The organism is Streptomyces sp. NPDC030995 (assembly GCF_055571215.1).
In genome coordinates this window covers 313,447-335,966 of sequence record NZ_JBVIFS010000003.1, presented here as the reverse complement: position 1 = coordinate 335,966, position 22,520 = coordinate 313,447, and the positions used below count along the sequence as shown (strand labels likewise).

At 70.7% G+C, this 22,520-nt stretch carries 25 protein-coding genes; 2 read left to right on the top strand and 23 right to left on the bottom strand.

Annotated features, from left to right (window positions below; genetic code table 11):
* Nucleotide 1 precedes the first annotated feature (1 nt).
* Both ACZ45T_RS07820 and pyrR read right to left on the bottom strand, forming a co-directional pair.
* Complete coding sequence (locus tag ACZ45T_RS07820; RefSeq protein ID WP_468438521.1) at nucleotides 2-994, bottom strand: aspartate carbamoyltransferase catalytic subunit; 993 nt, start codon at nucleotides 992-994, stop codon at nucleotides 2-4.
* Nucleotides 995-1,106: 112 nt separating this feature from the next.
* Nucleotides 1,107-1,682 (bottom strand): bifunctional pyr operon transcriptional regulator/uracil phosphoribosyltransferase PyrR, encoded by a 576-nt coding sequence (pyrR, locus tag ACZ45T_RS07815; RefSeq protein WP_468438519.1) that lies wholly within the window; start codon nucleotides 1,680-1,682, stop codon nucleotides 1,107-1,109.
* A 263-nt stretch (nucleotides 1,683-1,945) separates the two neighbouring features.
* On the opposite strand from pyrR, the gene bldD reads away from it, so the two are divergent.
* The gene (bldD, locus tag ACZ45T_RS07810) at nucleotides 1,946-2,446 is read left to right on the top strand and encodes a transcriptional regulator BldD (RefSeq protein ID WP_030026184.1); all 501 of its coding nucleotides are present in this window, start codon (nucleotides 1,946-1,948) and stop codon (nucleotides 2,444-2,446) included.
* A 166-nt stretch (nucleotides 2,447-2,612) separates the two neighbouring features.
* Here the strand turns inward: bldD and nusB are convergent, their stop codons facing one another.
* From nusB to rpsD, 16 genes are all read right to left on the bottom strand, one after another.
* Nucleotides 2,613-3,047 carry a transcription antitermination factor NusB gene (nusB, locus tag ACZ45T_RS07805; RefSeq protein ID WP_468438516.1) on the bottom strand — a complete coding sequence of 145 codons (435 nt, stop codon included), beginning with the start codon at nucleotides 3,045-3,047 and terminating at the stop codon, nucleotides 2,613-2,615.
* A gap of 3 nt (nucleotides 3,048-3,050) precedes the next feature.
* Nucleotides 3,051-3,617 carry an elongation factor P gene (efp, locus tag ACZ45T_RS07800; protein WP_030008757.1) on the bottom strand — a complete coding sequence of 189 codons (567 nt, stop codon included), beginning with the start codon at nucleotides 3,615-3,617 and terminating at the stop codon, nucleotides 3,051-3,053.
* 59 nt (nucleotides 3,618-3,676) lie between these two features.
* The gene (locus ACZ45T_RS07795; RefSeq protein ID WP_468438514.1) at nucleotides 3,677-4,783 is read right to left on the bottom strand and encodes an aminopeptidase P family protein; all 1,107 of its coding nucleotides are present in this window, start codon (nucleotides 4,781-4,783) and stop codon (nucleotides 3,677-3,679) included.
* A gap of 122 nt (nucleotides 4,784-4,905) precedes the next feature.
* Nucleotides 4,906-5,676, bottom strand: coding sequence for an AAA family ATPase (locus tag ACZ45T_RS07790; protein ID WP_468438512.1), 771 nt, complete (start codon nucleotides 5,674-5,676; stop codon nucleotides 4,906-4,908).
* Nucleotides 5,677-5,767: 91 nt separating this feature from the next.
* Nucleotides 5,768-6,208, bottom strand: coding sequence for a type II 3-dehydroquinate dehydratase (gene aroQ, locus ACZ45T_RS07785; protein WP_468438510.1), 441 nt, complete (start codon nucleotides 6,206-6,208; stop codon nucleotides 5,768-5,770).
* Entirely contained in the window at nucleotides 6,205-7,296 is a 1,092-nt protein-coding gene (gene aroB, locus ACZ45T_RS07780) for a 3-dehydroquinate synthase (protein ID WP_468438508.1), read from the bottom strand. Before aroB ends, aroQ begins: the two co-directional genes overlap by 4 nt.
* Entirely contained in the window at nucleotides 7,293-7,811 is a 519-nt protein-coding gene (locus tag ACZ45T_RS07775; RefSeq protein WP_468438506.1) for a shikimate kinase, read from the bottom strand. Before ACZ45T_RS07775 ends, aroB begins: the two co-directional genes overlap by 4 nt.
* Nucleotides 7,808-8,992 carry a chorismate synthase gene (gene aroC / locus ACZ45T_RS07770; RefSeq protein WP_189972644.1) on the bottom strand — a complete coding sequence of 395 codons (1,185 nt, stop codon included), beginning with the start codon at nucleotides 8,990-8,992 and terminating at the stop codon, nucleotides 7,808-7,810. Before aroC ends, ACZ45T_RS07775 begins: the two co-directional genes overlap by 4 nt.
* Before the next feature lie 160 nt (nucleotides 8,993-9,152).
* On the bottom strand, nucleotides 9,153-9,344 hold the full coding sequence (locus tag ACZ45T_RS07765; protein WP_468438504.1) for a hypothetical protein: 192 nt from the start codon (nucleotides 9,342-9,344) through the stop codon (nucleotides 9,153-9,155).
* 31 nt (nucleotides 9,345-9,375) lie between these two features.
* Nucleotides 9,376-10,200 carry a shikimate dehydrogenase gene (locus ACZ45T_RS07760; RefSeq protein WP_468438502.1) on the bottom strand — a complete coding sequence of 275 codons (825 nt, stop codon included), beginning with the start codon at nucleotides 10,198-10,200 and terminating at the stop codon, nucleotides 9,376-9,378.
* A 6-nt stretch (nucleotides 10,201-10,206) separates the two neighbouring features.
* Complete coding sequence (gene mltG / locus ACZ45T_RS07755) at nucleotides 10,207-11,973, bottom strand: endolytic transglycosylase MltG (protein ID WP_468438500.1); 1,767 nt, start codon at nucleotides 11,971-11,973, stop codon at nucleotides 10,207-10,209.
* Between the two features lie 128 nt (nucleotides 11,974-12,101).
* Complete coding sequence (ruvX, locus tag ACZ45T_RS07750; protein WP_266578252.1) at nucleotides 12,102-12,572, bottom strand: Holliday junction resolvase RuvX; 471 nt, start codon at nucleotides 12,570-12,572, stop codon at nucleotides 12,102-12,104.
* A 2-nt stretch (nucleotides 12,573-12,574) separates the two neighbouring features.
* Nucleotides 12,575-15,244, bottom strand: a complete 2,670-nt coding sequence (alaS, locus tag ACZ45T_RS07745; protein ID WP_468438497.1) for an alanine--tRNA ligase — start codon at nucleotides 15,242-15,244, stop codon at nucleotides 12,575-12,577.
* Nucleotides 15,244-15,597, bottom strand: a complete 354-nt coding sequence (locus ACZ45T_RS07740) for a DUF6167 family protein (RefSeq protein ID WP_468438495.1) — start codon at nucleotides 15,595-15,597, stop codon at nucleotides 15,244-15,246. The genes alaS and ACZ45T_RS07740 overlap by 1 nt, the downstream gene beginning before the upstream one ends.
* An 8-nt stretch (nucleotides 15,598-15,605) precedes the next feature.
* Nucleotides 15,606-16,034: a DUF948 domain-containing protein gene (locus ACZ45T_RS07735; RefSeq protein ID WP_468438493.1), complete on the bottom strand. Its 429-nt coding sequence runs from the start codon at nucleotides 16,032-16,034 to the stop codon at nucleotides 15,606-15,608.
* Between the two features lie 165 nt (nucleotides 16,035-16,199).
* The gene (rpsD, locus tag ACZ45T_RS07730) at nucleotides 16,200-16,811 is read right to left on the bottom strand and encodes a 30S ribosomal protein S4 (protein WP_008740451.1); all 612 of its coding nucleotides are present in this window, start codon (nucleotides 16,809-16,811) and stop codon (nucleotides 16,200-16,202) included.
* A 55-nt stretch (nucleotides 16,812-16,866) separates the two neighbouring features.
* On the opposite strand from rpsD, the gene ACZ45T_RS07725 reads away from it, so the two are divergent.
* Entirely contained in the window at nucleotides 16,867-17,778 is a 912-nt protein-coding gene (locus tag ACZ45T_RS07725) for a DUF2470 domain-containing protein (RefSeq protein ID WP_468438491.1), read from the top strand.
* A 42-nt stretch (nucleotides 17,779-17,820) separates the two neighbouring features.
* Here the strand turns inward: ACZ45T_RS07725 and ACZ45T_RS07720 are convergent, their stop codons facing one another.
* The 5 genes from ACZ45T_RS07720 to ACZ45T_RS07700 form a co-directional block, all read right to left on the bottom strand.
* On the bottom strand, nucleotides 17,821-18,162 hold the full coding sequence (locus ACZ45T_RS07720) for a YbaY family lipoprotein (protein ID WP_468438489.1): 342 nt from the start codon (nucleotides 18,160-18,162) through the stop codon (nucleotides 17,821-17,823).
* Nucleotides 18,159-19,151: an MvdC/MvdD family ATP grasp protein gene (locus ACZ45T_RS07715; RefSeq protein ID WP_468438487.1), complete on the bottom strand. Its 993-nt coding sequence runs from the start codon at nucleotides 19,149-19,151 to the stop codon at nucleotides 18,159-18,161. Before ACZ45T_RS07715 ends, ACZ45T_RS07720 begins: the two co-directional genes overlap by 4 nt.
* Nucleotides 19,148-20,305 carry a M12 family metallopeptidase gene (locus ACZ45T_RS07710; RefSeq protein ID WP_468438485.1) on the bottom strand — a complete coding sequence of 386 codons (1,158 nt, stop codon included), beginning with the start codon at nucleotides 20,303-20,305 and terminating at the stop codon, nucleotides 19,148-19,150. The genes ACZ45T_RS07715 and ACZ45T_RS07710 overlap by 4 nt, the downstream gene beginning before the upstream one ends.
* A 145-nt stretch (nucleotides 20,306-20,450) precedes the next feature.
* The gene (locus ACZ45T_RS07705; protein WP_468438483.1) at nucleotides 20,451-21,800 is read right to left on the bottom strand and encodes a replication-associated recombination protein A; all 1,350 of its coding nucleotides are present in this window, start codon (nucleotides 21,798-21,800) and stop codon (nucleotides 20,451-20,453) included.
* A 41-nt stretch (nucleotides 21,801-21,841) separates the two neighbouring features.
* Entirely contained in the window at nucleotides 21,842-22,459 is a 618-nt protein-coding gene (locus tag ACZ45T_RS07700) for a vitamin K epoxide reductase family protein (RefSeq protein WP_468438481.1), read from the bottom strand.
* Nucleotides 22,460-22,520 lie beyond the last annotated feature (61 nt).

Genomic DNA, 22,520 nt, shown 5'->3' with positions numbered 1-22,520 from the left:
GTTACTTCGTCTCCTCGGTGCGGGCGGCGGCGGGGGTGGTGGTGACGGCGGGCTCGGAGCCTCCGAGCAGCAGGTACAGGACGGCCATCCGAGTGGAGACGCCGTTGGCGACCTGCTCGACGGCCGTGCAGCGGTCGGAGTCGGCGACCTCGGCGGTGATCTCCATGCCGCGGTTCATCGGGCCGGGGTGCATCACGATGGCGTGCTCGGGCATCTTCGCCATGCGGTCGCCGTCGAGCCCGTACCGGCGGGAGTACTCGCGCTCGGTCGGGAAGAAGGCGGCGTTCATGCGTTCGCGCTGCACACGCAGCATCATCACCGCATCGGACTTCGGCAGCACGTCGTCCAGGCTGTACGAGACCTCGCACGGCCAGGTCTCGACGCCGATCGGGACCAGCGTGGGCGGGGCCACCAGGGTGACCTCGGCGCCGAGGGTGTGCAGCAGGTGGACGTTGGAGCGGGCCACGCGGCTGTGCAGGACGTCGCCGACGATGGTGATCCGGCGGCCGTTCAGGTCCTTGCCGAGGCCGGCGTCACGGCCGACCAGGCGGCGGCGCATGGTGAAGGCGTCCAGCAGGGCCTGGGTGGGGTGCTCGTGGGTGCCGTCGCCGGCGTTGATCACGGCGGAGTCGATCCAGCCGGAGGTCGCGAGCCGGTAGGGGGCGCCGGAGGCGTGGTGGCGGATGACGACCGCGTCGGCGCCCATGGCCTCCAGGGTCAGCGCGGTGTCCTTCAGGGATTCGCCCTTGGAAACCGAGGAACCCTTGGCGGAGAAGTTGATGACGTCGGCGGAGAGCCGCTTGGCGGCCGCCTCGAAGGAGATCCGGGTGCGGGTCGAGTCCTCGAAGAAGAGGTTGACGACGGTGAGGCCGCGCAGCGTGGGCAGCTTCTTGATCGGCCGGTCGGCGACGCGGGCCATCTCCTCGGCGGTGTCGAGGATCAGGACGGCGTCGTCGCGCGTGAGATCGGCGGCCGAGATGAGGTGGCGCTTCATCTGGATGGCTCCGTAGGTCGGGAGGGGCGGTCAGGCGGACTGACGGGCAGGCGTACGGGCGGGCAGGGCAGGCTTCGGCGCGGACCCGGTCCGGGTCCCGCACGCGGAGGGGCTACTGCCCTGCTGCCTGGGCGGTCCGCTGGCCGAGCAGCACGGCGTCACGGCCGTCCTCCTCCTGGAGCTGGACCTTGACGGTCTCCCGCAGCGACGTGGGGAGGTTCTTGCCGACGTAGTCGGCGCGGATCGGCAGTTCGCGGTGGCCGCGGTCGACGAGGACCGCGAGCTGCACGGCGCGGGGGCGGCCGAGGTCGCCGAGGGCGTCGAGGGCGGCGCGGATGGTGCGGCCGGAGAAGAGCACGTCGTCGACGAGGACGACGAGGCGTCCGTCGAGGTCGTCGCCGGGGATCTCGGTGCGACCGATCGCGCGGGCGGGCTTCATCCGCAGGTCGTCGCGGTACATGGTGATGTCGAGGGAACCGACCGGGATCTTCGTACCGGTGATCTCTTCGAGCTTGGCGGCCAGCCGGCGGGCGAGGTACACACCGCGGGTGGGAATGCCGAGGAGCACCACGTCGTCGGCGCCCTTGGCGCGTTCGACGATCTCGTGGGCGATGCGGGTCAGGACCCGCGCGATGTCCTGCGCTTCGAGCACGGGGCGCATGGAATCGGTGTGCTGCTGAGTGTCCATGAAAAGGACCTCCTTCTCCGCCTCACGGGACGGACCTTAAAGGACGTCTGATGTACGTCTCCCACGGTACCAGGGGGATGTCGGTGACTCGACACCGGACCGGTGCGCGGGAGGCCCCACGGGGCTGCTGGGGCTCTCCCTGAGGGGGCGAGGGAGGCCATTCGGCTTGACGCATCCAAGTAACGCTGCGTAACCTCACAGTGAGTTACCAGCCGCGCGGCAGAGCCGCACGTGGTCATGTCGTCACAGCGTCCGGGAGCGTTATGTCCAGCGAATACGCCAAACAGCTCGGGGCCAAGCTCCGCGCCATCCGCACCCAGCAGGGCCTCTCCCTCCACGGTGTCGAGGAGAAGTCCCAGGGCCGTTGGAAGGCCGTGGTGGTCGGTTCCTACGAGCGCGGGGACCGCGCCGTGACCGTCCAGCGCCTTGCCGAACTGGCGGACTTCTACGGGGTGCCGGTGCAGGAACTGCTGCCGGGCACGACTCCCGGCGGGGCGGCCGAGCCGCCGCCGAAGCTGCGTCTCGACCTGGAGCGCCTGGCGGGCGTCCCCGCCGAGAAGGCGGGCCCGCTGCAGCGTTACGCGGCGACCATCCAGAGCCAGCGAGGCGACTACAACGGCAAGGTGCTGTCGATCCGCCAGGACGACCTGCGCACCCTGGCCGTCATCTACGACCAGTCCCCCTCGGTCCTGACCGAACAGCTGATCAGCTGGGGCGTACTGGACGCGGACGCCCGTCGTGCGGTGGCTCACGAGGACGTCTAGTCCCGGCCAGTCCCAGCAGAAACGTTTACCGGCGGGTGCCGGACCCTCACGGGGTCCGGCACCCGCCGGTTTTTTCGTGCCTGCACCGTCCCCGCGCATACGGAAGGGCCCGCAACGCGTACGCTGCGGGCCCTTCCGTATGGCGGTGCCGGGGTGTGCCGTGCGGTCAGCTCTCGCTGCGGCGCAGGCTCGGCTTCAGGTCCTTGAAACGGGCCAGCAGCCCGTTCACGAACGAGGGGGACTCGTCCGTCGAGAACTCCTTGGCCAGCTGGACGGCCTCGTCGATGGCCACGGCGTCCGGGGTGTCGTCCACCCAGATCAGCTCGTAGGCACCGAGCCGCAGGATGTTCCGGTCCGCGACCGGCATGCGGTCGAGGTCCCAGTCCACGGCGTAGGTGACGATCAGGTCGTCGATGCGGTTCACCTTGTCGGCGTAACCCTCGACGAGATCCATCGTGAAGGCGCTGACCGGCGGCTGCCGGTCGTCCGACCGCGCGTGGCGGATCCAGTCCGCGAGAACCTCGCGGACCGGCACGTCGCGCTGGTCGGCCTCGAAGAGGATCTGGAAGGCGCGCTTGCGCGCATTGCTCCGAGCAGCCACGGGTTAGTTGCTCTTCCGGCCGAGGTAGTCGCTGGTGCGGGTGTCGACCTTGACCGTCTCGCCGGTGGTGACGAAGAGCGGGACCTGGATCTCGTAGCCGGTCTCCAGGGTGGCGGGCTTGGTGCCACCGGTGGAGCGGTCGCCCTGGACGCCCGGGTCGGTGTGCTCGATCTTGAGCTCGACCGCGGCCGGGAGCTCGACGTAGAGCACCTCGCCCTCGTGCTGGGCGACGGAGGCGGTGAAGCCCTCGATCAGGAAGTTGGCGGCGTCGCCGACAGCCTTCTTGTCCACCATCAGCTGGTCGAAGGTGGTCATGTCCATGAAGACGAAGTACTCGCCGTCCATGTAAGAGAACTGCATGTCACGGCGGTCGATGGTGGCCGTCTCGACCTTCGTGCCGGCGTTGAACGTCTTGTCGACGACCTTGCCGGAGAGCACGTGCTTGAGCTTGGTGCGCACGAAGGCCGGGCCCTTGCCGGGCTTGACGTGCTGGAACTCGACGACGGACCAGAGCTGGTCACCGTCGAGCTTGAGCACCATGCCGTTCTTGAGGTCGTTCGTGGAAGCCACGGTTGCGGAATCTCCTGCACTGGAAGACCACGGGTGCGCGCACAGCCCGGCTGAGCGGGCTAGAGCGCGAGCAGCTCCTTGGTCGTAATGGTGAGTAGCTCGGGACCGCCGTCCGCCTCGGGGCGTACGACGAGCGTGTCATCGATCCGGACACCTCCCCGGCCCGGGAGGTGAACCCCCGGTTCGACGGTGACCGGCACGCAAGCGTCCAGTTTACCCATTGCCGTAGGTGCAAGCTGCGGGTCCTCGTCGATTTCGAGGCCGACGCCGTGTCCGGTCGACGGAGCGAGGGCTTCCCCATGGCCCGCGGAGTCCAGTACGGAGCGTGCCGCGTGGTCCACATCCCGGTACGCGGCCCCGGGCAGCAGGGCCTCGCGCCCGGCCCGCTGGGCGGTGAAGACGAGGTCGTACAGCTCGATCTGCCAGTCCGCGGGGGTGGTGCCGATCACGAAGGTCCGGCCGATCTCACACCGGTAGCCGCGGTAGTTGGCACCGAGGCAGACGGAGAGGAAATCGCCCTCCTCCACCCTGCGGTCGGAGGGCCGGTGCCGCGAGCGGCCGGAGTGCGGCCCGGTGCCGACGGAGGTCGGGAAGGCGGGCCCGTCCGCCCCGTGGTCGACGAGCCGCCGCTCCAGCTCCAAGGCGAGGTGGCGTTCGGTGCGCCCGACGAGGATGGACTCCAGCAGCTCGCCGAGGGCCTGGTCGGCGATCTCCGCGGCGATCCGCAGGCAGGCGATCTCCTCCTCGTCCTTGACGAGGCGCTGCTGCTCCACGGCGGTCCCCAGGTCGGCGAGCCGCAGCTTGGGCGCCACGGAGCGCAGGGCCCGGTGCCGGGCGACGGTGATGTGGTGTTCCTCCACCGCGAGCGAGTCCGCGCGTACGGCGGCGGCCATGTCGGCGGCCGCGACGGCCGGGTCCCCGCCGGGGCTCGCCAGCACGGAGAGTCTGAGCCGGTCGTCGAGGCGCCCCTCGTCGGCCTCGCCGGTGGGCGGGCCCGCGCAGAACATCACGTCCTCGGTGGGCCCGACGAGCAGGACGGCGCCCTGCGGGGAAGCCCCGGAGAGGTAGCGGACGTTGGCCGGACGCGTGATCAGTGCGGCGGCGTTCCCCGCGGCGGCGCAGCGGTCGCGAAGCAGGCCGCGGCGGGCGGCGTACACGTCTGACATGTCTTCGAGCCTACGAGCGCCCCGCGCATCCGGCCTGATGAGCGCGTCCGGTCGGGCGTGCCGGGCCCCACTGCCGGGGCTCCGCCCCAGACCCCGCGCCTTGAACGCCGGCGAGCCCCGGATCAGGCCAGCGCACGCGCCAGGGCTTCGTCGAGGGCGCGGGCCGTGCCCTCCACGTCGAGCTGGGAGTTGTCGATGATCGGCAGGCCGGAGCCGTACCAGCCGGCCATCCGGCCGTGGATCCGCGCGACCTCCTCGTCGGAGAGCCGGCGGTTGCCGGAGCGGGCCGCGTTGCGCTCCAGGACGATCTCCAGGCCGGGCAGCAGCACCACCGGCAGCAGCGTGGGGCCGACGTGCCGTTTCCAGCCGCCGAGGCCCACCACGGGCCGGTCGGGGAAGACGGCGTCGTCGAGGATGCAGGAGATCCCGTTCGCCAGGTAGTTGCGGGCGGCGAACCCGCAGGTGCGGCGGGCGAGGCGGTACTGGGCCTCGGAGTGCTCGTTCCAGCCCGCCTGCGGGTCCGCGAAGCCCGAGCAGACCCATTCCCGTACGTCGTCCAGGCTGACGTGGGCGGTCGGTACGGGCCGGGTGCTGGCCCAGTGCCGGGCGACGGTGGTCTTGCCCGCGCCCGCCGGGCCGATCAGCAGCACGGCGAGGACGGCCCCGCCGGTACCCGCCACCGCGGGCGGCAGCGGGATGTGCCCGGTGGCATCCGGCACTGGCGGCACCGGATGCGCGGAATGCGCGGGATGCACCGGCTGCATGGGCGGACCCGGCTGGGGCTGGGGCGGCGGCTGCGAGCCCGGCCAGCCCTGCGCCGGGGGTATCGGCGGCTGCGGGGGCGCCGCCGGGTGCTGTCCCGGCGGACCCCAGCCCCCCACTCCGTGCTGCATCCGCGCCACTCCGTCTCGTTCCGGCGACTGATGCGAGAACGTTATATGACCGCGGAGGTCGGACCGTCCACCAGCACCGACACGCAGGGTGTCAGGCGGCGATCTCGTCCGCCAGTGCCCGCAGCGCCAGCCGGTACGAACCGATGCCGAAACCCGCCACCGTCCCGGTCGCCACGGCCGCGATGACCGAGGTGTGCCGGAACTCCTCGCGGGCGTACGGGTTCGAGATGTGCACCTCGATCAGCGGCGCCGTGCGCTGCGCGGCCGCGTCCCGCATGGCGTACGAGTAGTGGGTGAAGGCCCCCGGGTTGATGACCACGGGGATCTTGCCGTCGGCCGCCTCGTGCAGCCAGCGCACGATCTCGCCCTCGTCGTTGGTCTCGCGGACCTCGACGTCGAAGCCGAGCTCCTCGCCCAGCGAGCGGCAGCTCTCCACCAGCCCCGCGTACGAGGTGGCCCCGTACACATCGGGCTCGCGCGAGCCGAGCCGCCCCAGGTTCGGGCCGTTCAGCACGAACACGCGGCGGCTCACGCCGATACCTCGCCGTACGCGGCGACCAGGTGCGCCGGGTCGGGGCCCTCCAGGACCGTCGGCTTGCCCAGCCCGTCGAGGACGATGAAGCGCAGCAGGTTGCCGCGGGACTTCTTGTCGACCTGCATGGTCTGGAGCAGCTGGGGCCACTGGTCGCCGCGGTAGGTCAGCGGCAGCCCCACCGAGGCGAGCACCGCCTTGTGCCGGTCGGCCGTCGCGTCGTCCAGGCGGCCCGCGAGCCGCCCGAGTTCGGCCGCGAAGACCATGCCGACCGACACGGCCGCGCCGTGCCGCCACTTGTAGCGCTCGTTCTTCTCGATGGCGTGCGCGAGGGTGTGGCCGTAGTTGAGGATCTCGCGGAGTCCGGACTCCTTGAGGTCGCTGGAGACCACGTCGGCCTTGACCTGGATGGAGCGCACGATGAGCTCGGCGGTGTGCGGGCCGGCGGGCGTACGGGCCGCCTGCGGGTCCGCCTCGATCAGGTCGAGGATCACCGGGTCGGCGATGAATCCGGCCTTGATGATCTCGGCGAGGCCGCTGACGTAGTCGTTGACCGGCAGCGAGTCCAGCGCCGCCAGGTCGCACAGCACACCGGCCGGCGGGTGGAAGGCGCCCACCAGGTTCTTGCCCTCGGCGGTGTTGATGCCGGTCTTGCCGCCGACCGCGGCGTCCACCATCGCGAGGACGGTGGTCGGCACCGCGATCCAGCGCACCCCGCGCAGCCAGGTGGCCGCCACGAAGCCCGCGAGGTCGGTGGTGGCTCCCCCGCCGACGCCGACGACCACGTCGGTGCGGGTGAAGCCGGACTGGCCGAGCGCCTTCCAGCAGTACGCGGCCACCTCGGCCGTCTTGGCCTCCTCGGCGTTCGGCACCTGGATGGCGACCGCCTCGTAGCCCTGCTCGGCGAGGTCGTCGCGCAGTGCCTCACCGGTCGAGGCCAGCGCCTCGGGGTGGATCACGGCGACCCGCTGGGCCTTCGTACCGATCAGGGTGCCGAGCTCGCCGAGCAGCTGGTGCCCGACCAGCACCTCGTACGCGTCGTGGCCTGCGCTCGCGCCGACCTGGATCCGCGTCACCTGGTCCGTCATACGTCCTTCAACTCCAGAGCGTCGAGGACCGCCTGGGCGACCTCTTCGGGGGTGCGGTCGTCGGTGGCCACCACGACGCGCGCGACTTCGGTGTACAGGGGGCGCCGGGCGTCCATCAGCTCGCGCCACTGGCGGCGCGGGTTGACGGCCAGCAGCGGGCGCGCGGCGCCGAGGCCCACGCGCCGTACGGCTTCCTCGACGTCCATCGACAGATAGGCGACGGGCAGGCCGGTCAGCAGCTTGCGGGTGCCCTCGTCGAGGACGGCGCCGCCGCCGAGGGCGAGGACTCCGGTGTGCTCGGCGACGGCGGCGGCCACCGCGCGGCGCTCCAGCTCACGGAAGTACGGTTCGCCCTCGTCGACGAAGAGGTCGGAGATCTCCCGGCCCTGGTCCGCGACGATGTCGGCGTCGGTGTCCCGGTAGGGGACGCCGAGCCGTTCGGCGAGCAGCGCCCCCACGGTGGACTTGCCGGAGCCCATGGGGCCGACGAGGACGACCAGCGGTCCGCCGGTCACCGGATCTGCAGGTTGTCGAGGTACGAGCGGACGTTGCGGCGGGTCTCGGGGACCGAGTCGCCGCCGAACTTCTCGACGACGGCGTCGGCCAGCACCAGGGCGACCATGGCCTCGGCGACGATGCCGGCGGCCGGCACGGCGCACACGTCGGAGCGCTGGTGGTGGGCCACCGTCGCCTCGCCGGTGGCGACGTCGACGGTCGCCAGCGCGCGCGGAACGGTCGCGATGGGCTTCATCGCGGCCCGTACGCGCAGCAGTTCGCCGGTGGTCAGGCCGCCCTCGGTGCCGCCGGAGCGGCCGGAGGTGCGCTTGAGGCCCTCGGGGGTGGAGACGATCTCGTCGTGCGCCTTCGAGCCGGGCACGCGGGCGAGCTCGAAGCCGTCGCCGACCTCGACTCCCTTGATGGCCTGGATGCCCATGAGCGCGGCCGCCAGGCGGGCGTCGAGGCGCCGGTCCCAGTGGACGTGCGAGCCGAGGCCGACGGGGACGCCGTAGGCCAGCACCTCGACGACGCCGCCGAGGGTGTCGCCGTCCTTGTGGGCCTGGTCGATCTCCGCGACCATCGCCTTGCTCGCGTCGGCGTCGAGGCAGCGCACCGGGTCGGCGTCGAGCTTGTCGACATCGGCGGGGGTCGGGTAGACGCCGTACGGGGCCTTGGCCGCGGCCAGTTCGACCACGTGCGAGACGATCTCGATGCCCGCGACCTCCTTGAGGAAGGACCGGGCGATCGCGCCGAGGGCGACGCGGGCGGCGGTCTCACGGGCGCTGGCGCGCTCCAGGATCGGCCGGGCCTCGTCGAAGCCGTACTTCTGCATGCCCGCGAGGTCGGCGTGGCCGGGGCGCGGACGGGTCAGCGGGGCGTTGCGGCCGGTGTCCTTGAGCAGCGAGGGGTCGACCGGGTCGGCCGACATGACCGTCTCCCACTTGGGCCACTCGCTGTTGCCGACCATGACCGCCACGGGGGAACCCAGCGACAGCCCGTGCCGGACGCCACCCAGGAAGGTGATCTCGTCCTGCTCGAACTTCATCCGGGCACCGCGGCCATAGCCGAGCCGGCGCCGGGCCAAGTGGTCGGCCACCAGCTCGGTGGTGACCGGGACGCCGGCGGGAAGCCCCTCCAGCGTCGCCACCAGTGCCGGTCCGTGCGACTCCCCGGCGGTCAGCCAACGCAACCTGCTCAACGATGCTCCTCATGCTCGCGCCTGGTTCGGCTACGGCGCGATCTGGGGGCACCTCCCAGCGGTAGCTGGAGGAGTGCGCGGCCCGGACCCGCCTCACCCGATCCTCCCATGTCCGGAGGGGTTTACCGGGCCCCGGTCCAACTATCGGACGCCCTGTCCATCAGGTGACCCTCCGGCCGCGGTCGCGGAGCCAGGTGAACGCCATCCACGCGACGACGGAACCGACGAGTCCGATGACGATCGCCTTGACCCAGAGCGGCAGCCCGCCGAAGGCCACTCTGAGGACCGAGAAGATGACGAAGGGGAGGTCCCACTTCGACGCGAGTATCTGATCCGTGCCTGACTCGTTCATGCCACCCCCGTGAAATACGCAGGTGGAAAGCCTAACGGGTGGCGAGCGCCCGCTCTCCGGCAGCCCTCATGGCGGCCAGCGGGCCCGGGGTGCGGCCCGTCATCTGCTCGACCTGGAGCACCGCCTGGTGGACCAGGAGGTCCAGCCCGCCGACCACCTTGCCGCCCTGTCGCGACCAGGCCGCGGCGAGGGACGTCGGCCAGGGGTCGTAGAGGACGTCGAAGAGGGTCCCGGCCGCGGCCGGGACGGACGCGGCCAGCGAGTCCGTCGTACCGGCCGGGGTGGTCGCGATCACGAGCGGCGCGGCCAGCGCCTCGGCCGCCTCGGACCAGTCGGCCGTACGGACGGGGACCCCGAGCCGCTCGCCCCACTGCCGCATCTCGTCGCCCCGGGCTTGCGAGCGGACGTACGCCGTGACCTCGCCGGAGCAGATCCGCGAGAGCGCGGCGAGCGCCGAGGACGCGGTGGCTCCGGCGCCGAGGATGGCGGCGGAGGGCACCTTCTCGACTCCGCGCTCGTGGAGCGCGGCGACGATGCCGGGGATGTCGGTGTTGTCGCCGAGGCGGCGGCCGTCCTCGGTGAGGACGACCGTGTTGACGGCCTCGACGGCGGCGGCCGTGTCGCTGATGCCGTCCAGCAGCGGGATGATCGCCCGCTTCAGCGGCATGGTCAGCGACAGCCCGGCCCACTCGGGGCCGAGGCCGGCGACGAACTCCGGGAGCGCGGCCTCGTCGATCTCGAAGCGGTCGTACGACCAGTCGTCGAGGCCGAGCTCCTGATAGGCGGCACGGTGCAGCACCGGCGAGAGGGAGTGCTCGATGGGCGAACCCAGCACCGCGGCCCGTATCCGTGACATGTCCTGCTACCCGCCGTTCTTCTGCTTCTGCCGCGCGAGGAACTCGTCGGCCAGCTTCTGGTGCTCCTCGTAGGTCTGGGTGAAGGTCGTCTTGTCGCCGTCGACCGACACGAAGAACATCCAGCCACCATGATCGGGGTTGAGCGTAGCGCTCAGGGCGTCCGCGCCCGGGTTCCCGATCGGGCCGGGCGGCAATCCCTTGACATTGTGCGTGTTGTAGGGGTGCTCGAACGCCCGGGCTTCCTTGAGCGAGAAGTTGATCTCGCTCTTGCCCTTGATGTAGTTGTACGTCGAGTCGAACTCGAGCTTCTGGTTGGTGACGTCGTTCGTCTTCTTGAGGCGGTTGTAGACCACCTCCGCCATCTTCCGGAAGTCGTCGTGGTTCTTGCCCTCGGCGTTGACGAGGCTCGCCACGGTGACGACCTGGAGCGGATTCTCCAGACCGAGTTCCTTGGCCTTGGTCTCGACGCCCAGCTCCCCGTACTTGTCGGTCGCGTTCTTGACCATCTGCTTGAGCAGGGACTCGGGCGTGGTGTCGCTGCTGAGGTCGTAGCGCGCCGGGTACAGGAACCCTTCGAGGGGGTCGATCGCCTTCGGGTTGGCGGCCCAGGCGGGCAGGCCCATGTTCTTGGCCTCGCGCCTGGCGATCTCGTTGGTGGTGCCCTCCGGCTTGCCCAGCTTCGCGTCGATCAGCTTGTAGACCTCGGCGTTGCGCTTGCCCTCGGGGACCGTCACCACGTTCAGCTTCGAGGGGTCGCTCATCACCGCGACGACGGCCGCGGCGGACATCTTCTTCTTCAGCGGGTAGACGCCCGCCTGGATGGCCTTGCCCGGGGGGAGCTTGGCAGCGGCGTCGGCGAACGCCTGTGCGCTGGCGACGACGCCGGCCTTCTTGAGGATGACGCCCATCTGGAGGAGACCCGAGCCCTTGGGGATCTCGACGTCGATCGACTGGCCGGCGCCTTCGCCCACGTAGTCCTCGGGCGCGCCGAACCGGGCCTTGATGTAGGTGTAGCCGTAGTAGCCGCCACCGCCGAGCACGCCCACGATCACGAGCGTGGCGATCAGGCAGGCGGCGCCGCTGCGCTGCTTGGGCTTGCCGCCCTTCGAACGGCCGCCCCGGCGACCGCCGCCGGACGGCTCGTCACCGTCGTCATCGCCGTCGCGGCCGCCGCCGCCGCCCGCGAGGAAGCCGCTCTCGGGCTCCTCTTCCTCCTGCTCGACCGGTTCCGGTTCCAGGTGGCGCCGACCCGGGGGCTGCGGCGGCGGGTAGGCCTCGTCCGTGGTGTAGAGGTCGGGGGCCTCGCCCGGGTAGCCCGCGACGGGCTGCTGGGCGTAAGGGTCCGCGCCCACGTAGGGGTCCGCCTGCACCGCGGCCATGTACTGGCCCTGGCCGGTGTCCCAGCCCTGGGTGTCGTACACCGGCTGCTGGTGCTGGTGCTGGTGCTGGTGCTGCGGGTGGGCCTGGGGGTGCTGCTGGGGGTGCGGCTGCTGCGGGGCATAGGCCTGCTGCTGCTCGGCGTACTGCTGCGGCTGCTGGTACTCCGGGTACTGCTGCTGCGGGTATTGCTGCTGCTGCGGGTACTCGGGGTACTGCTGCTGGTACTGCTGCTGCTGTGGGTACTGCGGCTCCTGCGAATACTCCTGCTGCGGGGCACCGCCGTAAGGCGCCTGGCCCTGCTGGGTCTGGTGCCCGGTCCACCCCTGGTCCCCGTACAGGGGATCCTCGGGGTGCCACGGTTCGGGACCACGGCCCCGGCCATACTCAGTCATCGGTCCCCTAGAGCCGCGAGACGGAGGCCACGGATTCCGTCATCCGTGGCACCCGGTTCCGCCTCTTTGACGGTGGGCGACGGCTGTTCGAATGCCGTCTCATCGCGCGGAACGTTACCGTATCGCGATCAGACAACCACTTCGACGCACTCACCGGGCGGATTACCTGATACCCGTTCGGTCTCAAGAGCGTTCTGAAGGATCACCACAGCGGCCGCCTGGTCGATGACCGCACGGCCCTTCTTGGCGTTCTTTCCGGAGGCCCGCAGGCCCTGGGCGGCGGTGACCGTGGTCATCCGCTCGTCCACCAGACGGACCGTCACCGGCTTGATGCCCTTTGCGAGTTCGTTCGCGAAGACGCGCACCTTGGCCGCGGCCGGCCCCTCCCGCCCGCTGAGCGAGCGGGGCAGGCCGACCACGACTTCCAGGGGCTCGTACTCCTCGACGAGCTGCCGCAGCCGCCGGTGGGCAAAGGGAATGTCCCGGCCCGGGACGGTCTCCACCGGTGTGGCCAACACCCCATCGGGGTCGCACGAGGCAACCCCGATCCGGGCGTCACCGACATCGATGGCCAGCCGGCGGCCACGGCGCAGAGTCATCGTCAGGCCGTCTCTACGACGAGACGCTCGACGGCGCTGATGGCCTGCGGGATGGCGGCCGCGTCCTGGCCACCGCCCTGGGCGACGTCCGGCTTGCCGCCACCGCCGCCACCGAGGGTCTTGGCGGCCGTACGGACCAGGTCGCCGGCCTTGAGACCGCGCTCGCGGGCGGCCTCGTTGGTGGCGATGACGGTCAGCGGGCGGTCGTTCGCCACGGTGAACAGGGCCACGACCGCCGGGCGGTCGCCGGGGATGCGGACGCGGACGTCGAGGACCAGCTTGCGCAGGTCGTCGGCGCCGATGCCGTCCGCCACCTGGCCGACGACCAGGGCGACGCCGTGGATGTCCTGGGCGTTGGCGGCAAGACCGGCGGCGGCCTGCAGGACCTTCTCCGCGCGGAACTTCTCGATCTCCTTCTCGGCGTCCTTCAGCTTGCCGAGCATGGAGGCGATCTTCTCCGGCAGCTCCTCCGGACGGCCCTTGACCAGCTCCTGGAGCTGGGCGACGACCGTGTGCTCCTTGGCGAGGAAGTTGTACGCGTCCACGCCGACGAGGGCCTCGACGCGGCGCACGCCGGAGCCGATGGAGGATTCGCCGAGCAGCTTCACCAGGCCGAGCTGGCTGGTGTTGCCGACGTGGGTACCGCCGCACAGCTCCTTGGAGAAGTCGCCGATGGTGACCACGCGCACGCGCTCGCCGTACTTCTCGCCGAATTCGGCGATGGCGCCCTGCTTCTTCGCCTCGTCGATGCTCATGATCTCGGCGGTGACGTCGAGCTCGCGGGAGAGCACGTCGTTGATCTTCTGCTCGACGTCGGTGAGGACCGAGCCGGGGACGGCGTTCGGCGAGCCGAAGTCGAAGCGGAAGCGGCCGGGCGAGTTCTCGGAACCGGCCTGGGCGGCCGTGGGGCCGAGGGCGTCGCGCAGCGCCTGGTGGGTCAGGTGCGTGGCCGAGTGGGCACGGGCGATGGCCCGGCGGCGGTTGATGTCGATGGCGGCGTACGCGGAGGCGCCCACCGTCACCTCGCCGACCTGGACGGAGCCCTTGTGCACGGAGACGCCCGGGACGGGCTGCTGCACGTCGCGGACGACGATGACGGCGCCCGAGTCGAGCTTGATGCGGCCTTGGTCGGCGAGCTGGCCGCCGCCCTCGGCGTAGAACGGGGTGCGGTCGAGGACGACCTCGACCTCGTCGCCCTCGGAGGCGGCGGGCGCGGAGACGCCGTTGACCAGCAGGCCGACGATGGTGGACTCGCCCTGGGTGGTGGCGTAGCCGGTGAACTCGGTGGCGCCGGAGCCGTCGGCGATCTCCCGGTAGGCGGACATGTCCGCGTGACCGGTCTTCTTGGCCTTGGCGTCGGCCTTGGCCCGGTCGCGCTGCTCCTGCATCAGGCGGCGGAAGCCGGGCTCGTCCACGGAGAGGCCCTGCTCGGCGGCCATCTCCAGGGTGAGGTCGATCGGGAAGCCCCAGGTGTCGTGGAGCAGGAACGCCTTGTCACCGGAGAGAACCGTGCCGCCGGCGGCCTTGGTCTCGGTCACGGCGGTGTCGAGGATGTTGGTGCCACCCTTGACGGCCTTGAGGAAGGCGGCCTCTTCGGCGAGCGCGACGGTCTCGATGCGCTTGCGGTCGGTGACGAGCTCCGGGTACTGCTGCCCCATCGTGTTGATCACGACGTCGACGAGGTCCTGGACGACCGGGCCCGTGGCACCCATGAGGCGCATGTTGCGGATGGCGCGGCGCATGATGCGGCGCAGCACGTAGCCGCGGCCCTCGTTGCCGGGGGTGACGCCGTCGCCGATGAGCATGACGGAGGTGCGGATGTGGTCGGCGACCACGCGCATCGACACGTCGGTGCCCTGGGCGGCGCCGTACTGCACGCCGGTCAGCTCGGTGGCCTTGTCCATGACCACGCGCAGGGTGTCGGTCTCGTACATGTTCTGCACGCCCTGCAGGATCATCGCGAGGCGCTCGAGGCCGAGACCGGTGTCGATGTTCTTCGACGGCAGGTCGCCGAGGATCGGGAAGTCTTCCTTCCCGTCGCCGGCGCCGCGCTCGTACTGCATGAAGACCAGGTTCCAGATCTCCACGTAGCGCTCGTCGTTGACGGCCGGGCCGCCCTCGACGCCGAACTCGGGGCCGCGGTCGTAGTTGATCTCGGAGCACGGACCGCAGGGGCCCGGGACGCCCATGGACCAGAAGTTGTCCTTCTTGCCCAGGCGCTGGATGCGCTCGGCGGGGACGCCGATCTTCTCGCGCCAGATCTGCTCGGCCTCGTCGTCGTCGAGGTAGACCGTGATCCAGAGCTTCTCGGGCTCAAGGCCGTAGCCACCGTCCGCCACGGAGCTGGTCAGCAGCTCCCAGGCGTACTTGATGGCGCCTTCCTTGAAGTAGTCGCCGAAGGAGAAGTTGCCGCACATCTGGAAGAACGTGCCGTGGCGGGTGGTCTTGCCGACCTCTTCGATGTCCGGCGTACGGACGCACTTCTGCACGCTGGTGGCACGGGGGGCCGGGGGCTTGGTCTCACCGAGGAAGTACGGCTTGAACGGGACCATGCCCGCGTTGACCAGCAGCAGAGTCGGGTCGTCCGCGATGAGCGACGCCGAAGGGACGACGGTGTGACCGCGCTCCTCGAAGAAGCTCAGCCAGCGGCGGCGAATTTCAGCCGACTCCATCAGTGGTCCTCATTCCGGTCGTACGAAAACTTAGGTCGGTGGATCGTCTTGTCGTTCTCGATGGCCCGCAGCCGTCGCGGCCCCGGAAGGGCGGTGACGTTGTCGGGCCGGGCTGGGTCTATGGCGTCCCGCCCCAGCCCCAGTGCATCGTTCAGCTCGTCCTCGCGCTGCGTCATTCCCGCCTTGACGTCGAGGGCGAAGTCCTTGAGGCGGTGACCCGCCTCCACGGCCTTGTCGGCCGCCTGGGCTGCCAGGCTCTCCGGCGTCAGCTTCTTGAGCTGGCGGTTGACCTTGGTGGTGGCCCACACGCCGGCGGCTGCGCCTGCGGTGAACCAGAAGGCTCGGCGGAACATCGGCGGTCTCAGCCCTTCTGCTTCCGGCGCCGGGCCGCCGGCACCGTACGGCCAACGATCACGGTACGTCGGGTTGTCTTCACGGGCACGTCGTCCGTACGGCCCAGCGCCTTGCGGACGCCGTAGCCGAAGGCCGCGACCTTCACCAGGGGGCCGCCGAAGGCGGAGGCCACGGTGGAGGACAGCGCGGAGGCGTTGGACGTGACCTCCTGGACGTCGCTCGCGATGGCGTCGACCCGGTCGAGCTGGGTGCGCGCGGAGCGGACGGTGGTGGAGGCGTCGGCCAGCAGCGGCACCGCCTGGTCGGTCACGTCGGCCACCAGCTTGGTGGTCGCCCTGAGTACCTGGGCCAGCCTCACCAGCACCACGGCGAGGAAGGAGATCAGGATGGCCCAGAAGACGGCCACGATGATCCCGGCCACCTCTACTCCGGACACGTCACACCGCTCTCTGTCTGTACCTGAAACTGCTTGAAGATGCGCCCTCCGACCCTATCGCGCCGGAGATCCCCGGCCGTACCGGATTCCAGGACGGGGGCATACAGGAAACCCGCCGCCCCGAAGGGGACGGCGGGTTGACCAGTCGGTGAGACTAGGCCTGCATCAGCGGGCGTAGTACTCGACGACGAGCTGCTCGTCGCAGATGACCGGGATTTCCTTGCGGTTCGGGTCGCGGTCCAGGCGGAAGGCCAGGGCCTTCAGGTTGACCTGCAGGTAGCGCGGGGTCTCGCCCTCGCCTGCGTAGCCACCCTCACGGGCAACCTGGAACGGAACCTTCTCGCGGCTGCGCTCGCGAACGGTGATGACGTCGTCCGGGCGGACACGGAACGACGGCTTGTCGACCTTGTCACCGTTGACCTCGATGTGGCCGTGAACGACCATCTGGCGGGCCTGGTAGATGGTGCGGGCGATGCCCGAACGCAGAACCAGGGCGTCGAGGCGACGCTCGAGCTCGACGACAAGCGCCTCGCCCGTCTTGCCTTCGGCCTTCTTGGCGCGGTCGTAGGCGCGAGCCATCTGACGCTCAGAGATGTCGTACTGGGCGCGCAGACGCTGCTTCTCGAGCAGACGAACCTTGTAGTCCGAGTTCTGCTTGCGGCCACGGCCGTGCTCGCCCGGCGGGTAGGGGCGGGCCTCGAAGTACTTGACGGCCTTCGGGGTCAGCGCAATGCCGAGGGCACGCGACTTCTTGACCTTGGGTCGCTTCTGGTTCACGTGGAACCTACCTCCATGTAAGTTAGGTGAGGCTTACCTTAGCGAGGAGGACGTAATGTCTCGACCACATGGGATCCCCCTGCCCAGTGCGCATCGAAGTTCAGATTCCAACGAAACGGAATCTGCTTTCGACGACGATAAGCAAGGTCAGCCGCGTCCCAGGGAAGGCGTTCGGCAGCTCACCGGAGCCGAACGCGTACGAACCCTCGTAGAGTCCAACGCCTCAGTATCCCTCACCCTGCTCGGTGCTCATGACCAGGCAGAGCTCGGGACAGGGATGCCGGCCGCACGGACCGTCACCCCGGACGGGGACGTGATTCTCCTTGTTTCCGGGGAATCCGCGGCTGCCAGGGCAGCCGCTCACGCCCAGGACGACGACCTCACCGCCGTGATCGAGATCACGGATGTGGCGCCGGTGTCCGTGCCACATCGTATCCGAGGTCGCGCCTGGCTCGCCGGGTGGCTGACGCCGGTGCGCGGGACCGACCGCGCGGCCTGCGCGGCCCTGCTCGCCGAGCGCCATCCGGTGGGTGAGCTGCTGGGGATGTCCGACTTCCCCGAGGGCCCCCACGCCGCCGCGTACTCCGGCCGCCCGGCCTGGATGCTGCTGCGCCTGGAGGTCGGCGAGATCTCGGTGGACGACCTGTGGGGCGCCGAGCACGTCACCCCGGAGGACCTGGCCGCCGCGGAGCCGGACCCGATGGTCGCGCACGAGGCGGAGCTGCTCCAGCACCTGCACTCCGCCCACGGCGACCGCATCGGCGAGCTGTGCGGCATGCTCGGCTCCCGAGAGGCCGGGGGCGTGACCGCCGTCCCGCTCGCCCTGGACCGGCTCGGCCTGCGCGTGCGCTTCGCCGGCGGCGCCGCGGGCACCTTCGACGCCCGCTTCGACTTCCCGGACCCGGTGGCGGACATCTGCGGCCTGCGCCGGGCGATGCGCACCCTCTTCGCCGCGGCCGCTCACTGAGAGCAGGTGGCCGGCACCTGGGCGGTCGAGGGCCGCGCCCGCTCACACCCAGGCCACCGGGGCGAGCAGTTCCTGCGCGGAACCCGGGGTGACGGGCACGGACTGGGTATTGATCATGTCGCCCGGTTCCACGGTGCCCGTGCCGGAGAAGTCGACATGGACACGCAGTCCGTACGAGGCGCCGGGGTCGAGAGCGGGCACCTGCACGTCGAAGGGGACGCGGCCGTCCGGCGCCAGCGGGACGTCCGTCTGGACCTGGGCTCCCACCACGGTGGAGGGCGCGTCGGCCCGGGAGACGTTCCGGACCTCCACCAGGAGACGAGCCGCCACCGCCGAGGGCGCGTCCGGGGGCATGGCCACGAAGCCCCGCACGGTGGCGGTCATGCCGTCCGGCCCGCCACCGGCCGCCGCGGCTGCCCGGCCGGGTCCTGGTCGTCGATCCGGGACAGGAGCGCGGCGACTTCGCTGGTGATCGGAAGCCCTGTCCGCTCCTCCACGAAGAGCCACTGCCCCGCCGGATTCACCTCGAAGAACACGTACTGCCCATCGGGGCGCCTGCGCAGGTCCACGGCCCCGTACACCAGGCCGAGGCCGCGCATCAGGCGCAGGAGGGTACGGGTGAGTGCCGCGGGGAGCGCCACCGGCCGCACCGCGGCCTCACCGACCACCATCCGCATGTCCACCGGGTAGCTCGTGCCCGAGGCGTCGATCTCGGCGGCGAAGACGCGATCGCCGACCACGGTCACCCGCAGGTCCGCTCCGGGCACGAACTCCTGGAAGATCACCGGGGCGTAGCGGACGGAGTCCAGCTGGTCCAGGTACTCCCTCCGGACGAGCCGGGTCTCCCGCCACGCGTCGTCGGCGGCGGCGACGAAGGCCTTGAAGACGGTCCGTCCGACACCCACCTCCTCGATGAACCGGCGTGCCCGCTCCGGCTCGTTGGTGACCAGGGTGCGCGGCAGCGTCAGACCGACGCGGCGCACGACCTCCCACTGGTACGGCTTGTGGTGGGCGATCCCGTCCAGTGAGGGGGGGTTGACCCAGGTGCAGCCGAGCGAGTGGAACAGGCCGTGCACGGCCTGACCCGTCTCGCTGGCGGCGAAGTGCTGGTCCCGGGCCGTACCCAGCGCTCCGTCGACGGTGAACGGGCGCACCCGCCGCCACCAGGCGACCCGGCACCGGTCGAGCCGGATGCGCCCGGTGGGCGGCGTCAGCGTGTGGACCGGCTCCCCGCCCGCGGCGTACTCGAGGGTGATCGCGCCGCGGGCGGGGAAGTCGGCCAGGTCGATGCGGACCACTTCGCGGCCGTCCGACTCCAGTCGGCGGATGACCCCGAGGGCGTGGTCCTCGTCGTAGGAGACGACCAGGATCATCGGGCGGGACCGGCGCCACCGGCGAGCAGCGACACGCTCTGCTGAAGCGCACCCACGAGCTGGGTGAGCTGGCGCACCTGCTCGGCCAGCCCGTCGCCCTGACCGCCGGCCAGGCCGGGTGCCTGGTGCGGAGTGGCCAGCACGAAGGGGGCGCCGCCCTGCCCAGTCAGCCCGTCCAGTGGGGGGGCCTTGGGGAAGTCGAAGACGGGGTCCTTGATCGGGTCCTTGCCGGGGCCCTTCATGTCGAAGACGGGGTCCTTGACGGGTTCCTTGAACGTGGACGGCGCCGGGTACATCGCGTGGACTCCGTCGATGTCGCCCTGGGACAGACCGCTGCGCTGGCCCATGACCACGCCGGGGGGCAGCGGCTGCCGCGCGACGATGGTCGGCTTGGTGTCGTCGATGGCGAACGCCCCGGGCTGGTAGTGCATGATCGAGCCGTAGTCGTAGGGCCCGAGGTCGTCGCCGTCGGCGACGTGCCGGAGGAAGTTGTGCTGCATGGCCGGGTCGATGTTAGAGAACACGATCTCGACGAACTGGTCGCGGTCCTCGCGGCTCTGCTCGTGCCACAGGCCCACCGTGTGGCCGATCTCGTGAATGGCGTTGCCGGTGGAGCACTGGGAGCCCAGGGTGACGAGCTGCCGGCCGCCCTGGCGGCCGACGTTCGACGAGCAGCCTCCGCCCGGGACGAAGCTCACGAAATTCATGTCGGAAGCCGTTCGCGGGACGAACCGGATACGGGTGTGGGCCTGCCAGTGCGCGATCGCGTCCGTGACGCGCTGCGGGTTGGGAAGGCCGGGGTCGATCTCGAAGGGCACGGTGGCGTTCGGCCAGCGGAACTGCGGGCCGGTGATTCCCACCGAGTGGAGTACCGGGGCGTCCATCGCGCCCGGGTCCCGCAGCTGCTTCACGCTGCCGAGGACGATGTCGCCCTCGAACACCGCCATCCCGTCCACCTCGGCGTACGGGAGGCCCTTGGCCCGGAACGTCTCGCCGGACACCAGCGCGGTACCGGCCAGGGGGCCGGACCGGTACTCACCGGATCCGACGCCGCCGCCGGGCTTCCCGGTGGCGGATTTCTTGCGCGCGGCGGTCTTCTTGCCTGCGGCGGTCTTCTTCGTACGGCGGTTGGGCTCGGCAGGAGTCGGGCTCATGGTGCACCTCGATGCGGGGAGTGGGATTGACCGCTGCCATCCGTTCCACGGGCGGCGCTCCTCTACCCATCCGGCAGGACCATTCGGACGCCTCACCCCCGAGCTGCCGGCGCATCCGCCTCGCCGTCCTGGCCCCGCCGCACCCTCACGCGCCGCGCAGCCGCTCCCGGACCTTCTCCACCACGTCCGCGTACCGCGCCTCGGCGCCGTACCGCGTCGGCTCGTAGTACCGCTTGCCGTGGATCTCGTCCGGCGCGTACTGCTGCGCGGCGATCGCGCCCGGCACGTCGTGCGGGTACACGTACCCCTGCGCGTGCCCGAGCTTCGCCGCGCCCTTGTAGTGCCCGTCCCGCAGGTGCGGCGGGACCGAGCCCGCCAGCCCGGCCCGTACGTCGGCCAGCGCCGCGCCGATCGCGGTCGTCGCCGTGTTCGACTTCGGGGCCAGCGCCAGCGCGATCGTCGCGTGCGAGAGGGTCAGGGCGGCTTCCGGGAAGCCGATCAGCGCCACCGCCTGGGCCGCGGCCACCGCGAGCGGCAGGGCCGTCGGATCCGCCAGGCCGATGTCCTCGCTCGCCGAGATCATCAGGCGGCGCGCGATGAACCGGGGGTCCTCCCCCGCTTCGATCATCCGCGCCAGATAGTGCAGCGCGGCGTCCACGTCCGAGCCGCGGATCGACTTGATCAGCGCGCTCGCCACGTCGTAGTGCTGGTCGCCGTCCCGGTCGTACTTGACGGCCGCCCGGTCGACCGCCTCCTCCACCGTCTGGAGGGTGATCTCGCCCTCGCCCTTGGCGATGGCCGACCCGGCCCCCGCCTCCAGCGCGGTCAGCGCGCGCCGGGCATCGCCCCCGGCGATCCGCAGCAGGTGTGCTTCGGCGTCCGCCGGCAGGGACACCGCGCCGCCCAGGCCGCGGTCCTCGGTGAGCGCACGCCGCATCAGCGCGCTGAGGTCCTCGTCCGTCAGCGGTTCCAGCGTCAGCAGCAGCGAACGCGACAGCAGCGGGGAGATGATCGAGAAGTACGGGTTCTCCGTGGTCGCCGCGATCAGCGTCACCCAGCGGTTCTCGACGGCCGGGAGCAGGGAGTCCTGCTGTGCCTTGCTGAAGCGGTGGATCTCGTCGAGGAAGAGGACGGTCTCCTTGCCGTACCCACCGGCCGCGCGCCGCGCGCCCTCGATGACGGCCCGTACTTCCTTGACACCGGCGGTGATGGCGGAGAGCTCCACGAAACGCTTCTGCGTGGCCTGGCTGACCACATACGCGAGCGTGGTCTTTCCCGTGCCTGGCGGGCCCCACAGGATCACCGACGAGGCACCGGCCGGGCCCCCGGCCCCTTCCCCGACCAGCCGCCGCAGCGGTGATCCGGGCTTCAGCAGGTGCTGCTGGCCGACGACCTCGTCCAGGGTGCGCGGGCGCATCCGGACGGCGAGCGGTGAGCTCGCGGGGTCCTTCTCCTGGCGGTCTTCGGCAGCGGCGGTGAACAGGTCTGGTTCCACACCGGAAGCCTATGCGAGCCCACTGACAGGCCCGGCCGCCGTCAGGAGGTCCAGAAGTCCCACCAGCGGGTCAGGATCAGCATCCCGATGATCCCGACGTGCAGCACCGGCAGGACCCAGGTGAACTCGTCGAGGAAGCCCTTCAGCCAGCCCGGAGCCGGCAGCAGCCCCTGGCGCACGTTGTGGGCGGTGACGTACCAGAACATGAAGATCGTGGCGACCCAGGCCAGGCAGCACCACAGGCACAGCGAGTTGATGTTGTAGAGCGACTGGTACATGAGCCAGGCGCAGAAGACGACGCCGAAGAGGGTGCCCGCGTTCAGCGTCAGCCAGTACCAGGGCCGGAACCGGGCCCCCGCCAGCAGGCTCATTCCGACGCAGATCACGATCCCGTAGGCGACCAGTCCGAGCATCGGGTTCGGGAAGCCGAAGGCGGACGCCTGGTCGCTCTTCATGATGTTGCCGCAGGAGACGATCGGGTTCAGGCTGCAGCCCGGCGTGAAGTTCGGGTCCTCCAGCAGCTTGAACTTGTCGAGCGTGATGATCCAGGCGGCGAGCAGGCCCGCGGCTCCGGTGATCACCAGCAGCAGGGCCAGGGCCCGGCTTCCCCCGACGGCCGTCCTCGGGGCGGTGTCCGCGTCCGTACCTCGTGTCGTCATACCGCCCGCTCCACATCTGCAAGGTCAACAAGCACCGGCCATTGTGCCGCATGTACCTGTG

Coding starts and splice junctions, on each gene's coding strand:
- ACZ45T_RS07820 (WP_468438521.1), bottom strand. CDS start 994: ATGAAGCGCCACCTCATCTCGGCCGCCGATCTCACGCGCGACGACGCC.
- pyrR (WP_468438519.1), bottom strand. CDS start 1,682: ATGGACACTCAGCAGCACACCGATTCCATGCGCCCCGTGCTCGAAGCG.
- bldD (WP_030026184.1), top strand. CDS start 1,946: ATGTCCAGCGAATACGCCAAACAGCTCGGGGCCAAGCTCCGCGCCATC.
- ACZ45T_RS07795 (WP_468438514.1), bottom strand. CDS start 4,783: ATGTCAGACGTGTACGCCGCCCGCCGCGGCCTGCTTCGCGACCGCTGC.
- ACZ45T_RS07790 (WP_468438512.1), bottom strand. CDS start 5,676: ATGCAGCACGGAGTGGGGGGCTGGGGTCCGCCGGGACAGCACCCGGCG.
- aroB (WP_468438508.1), bottom strand. CDS start 7,296: ATGACGGACCAGGTGACGCGGATCCAGGTCGGCGCGAGCGCAGGCCAC.
- ACZ45T_RS07765 (WP_468438504.1), bottom strand. CDS start 9,344: ATGAACGAGTCAGGCACGGATCAGATACTCGCGTCGAAGTGGGACCTC.
- ACZ45T_RS07760 (WP_468438502.1), bottom strand. CDS start 10,200: ATGTCACGGATACGGGCCGCGGTGCTGGGTTCGCCCATCGAGCACTCC.
- mltG (WP_468438500.1), bottom strand. CDS start 11,973: ATGACTGAGTATGGCCGGGGCCGTGGTCCCGAACCGTGGCACCCCGAG.
- ruvX (WP_266578252.1), bottom strand. CDS start 12,572: ATGACTCTGCGCCGTGGCCGCCGGCTGGCCATCGATGTCGGTGACGCC.
- alaS (WP_468438497.1), bottom strand. CDS start 15,244: ATGGAGTCGGCTGAAATTCGCCGCCGCTGGCTGAGCTTCTTCGAGGAG.
- ACZ45T_RS07740 (WP_468438495.1), bottom strand. CDS start 15,597: ATGTTCCGCCGAGCCTTCTGGTTCACCGCAGGCGCAGCCGCCGGCGTG.
- ACZ45T_RS07725 (WP_468438491.1), top strand. CDS start 16,867: ATGTCTCGACCACATGGGATCCCCCTGCCCAGTGCGCATCGAAGTTCA.
- ACZ45T_RS07720 (WP_468438489.1), bottom strand. CDS start 18,162: ATGACCGCCACCGTGCGGGGCTTCGTGGCCATGCCCCCGGACGCGCCC.
- ACZ45T_RS07715 (WP_468438487.1), bottom strand. CDS start 19,151: ATGATCCTGGTCGTCTCCTACGACGAGGACCACGCCCTCGGGGTCATC.
- ACZ45T_RS07710 (WP_468438485.1), bottom strand. CDS start 20,305: ATGAGCCCGACTCCTGCCGAGCCCAACCGCCGTACGAAGAAGACCGCC.
- ACZ45T_RS07700 (WP_468438481.1), bottom strand. CDS start 22,459: ATGACGACACGAGGTACGGACGCGGACACCGCCCCGAGGACGGCCGTC.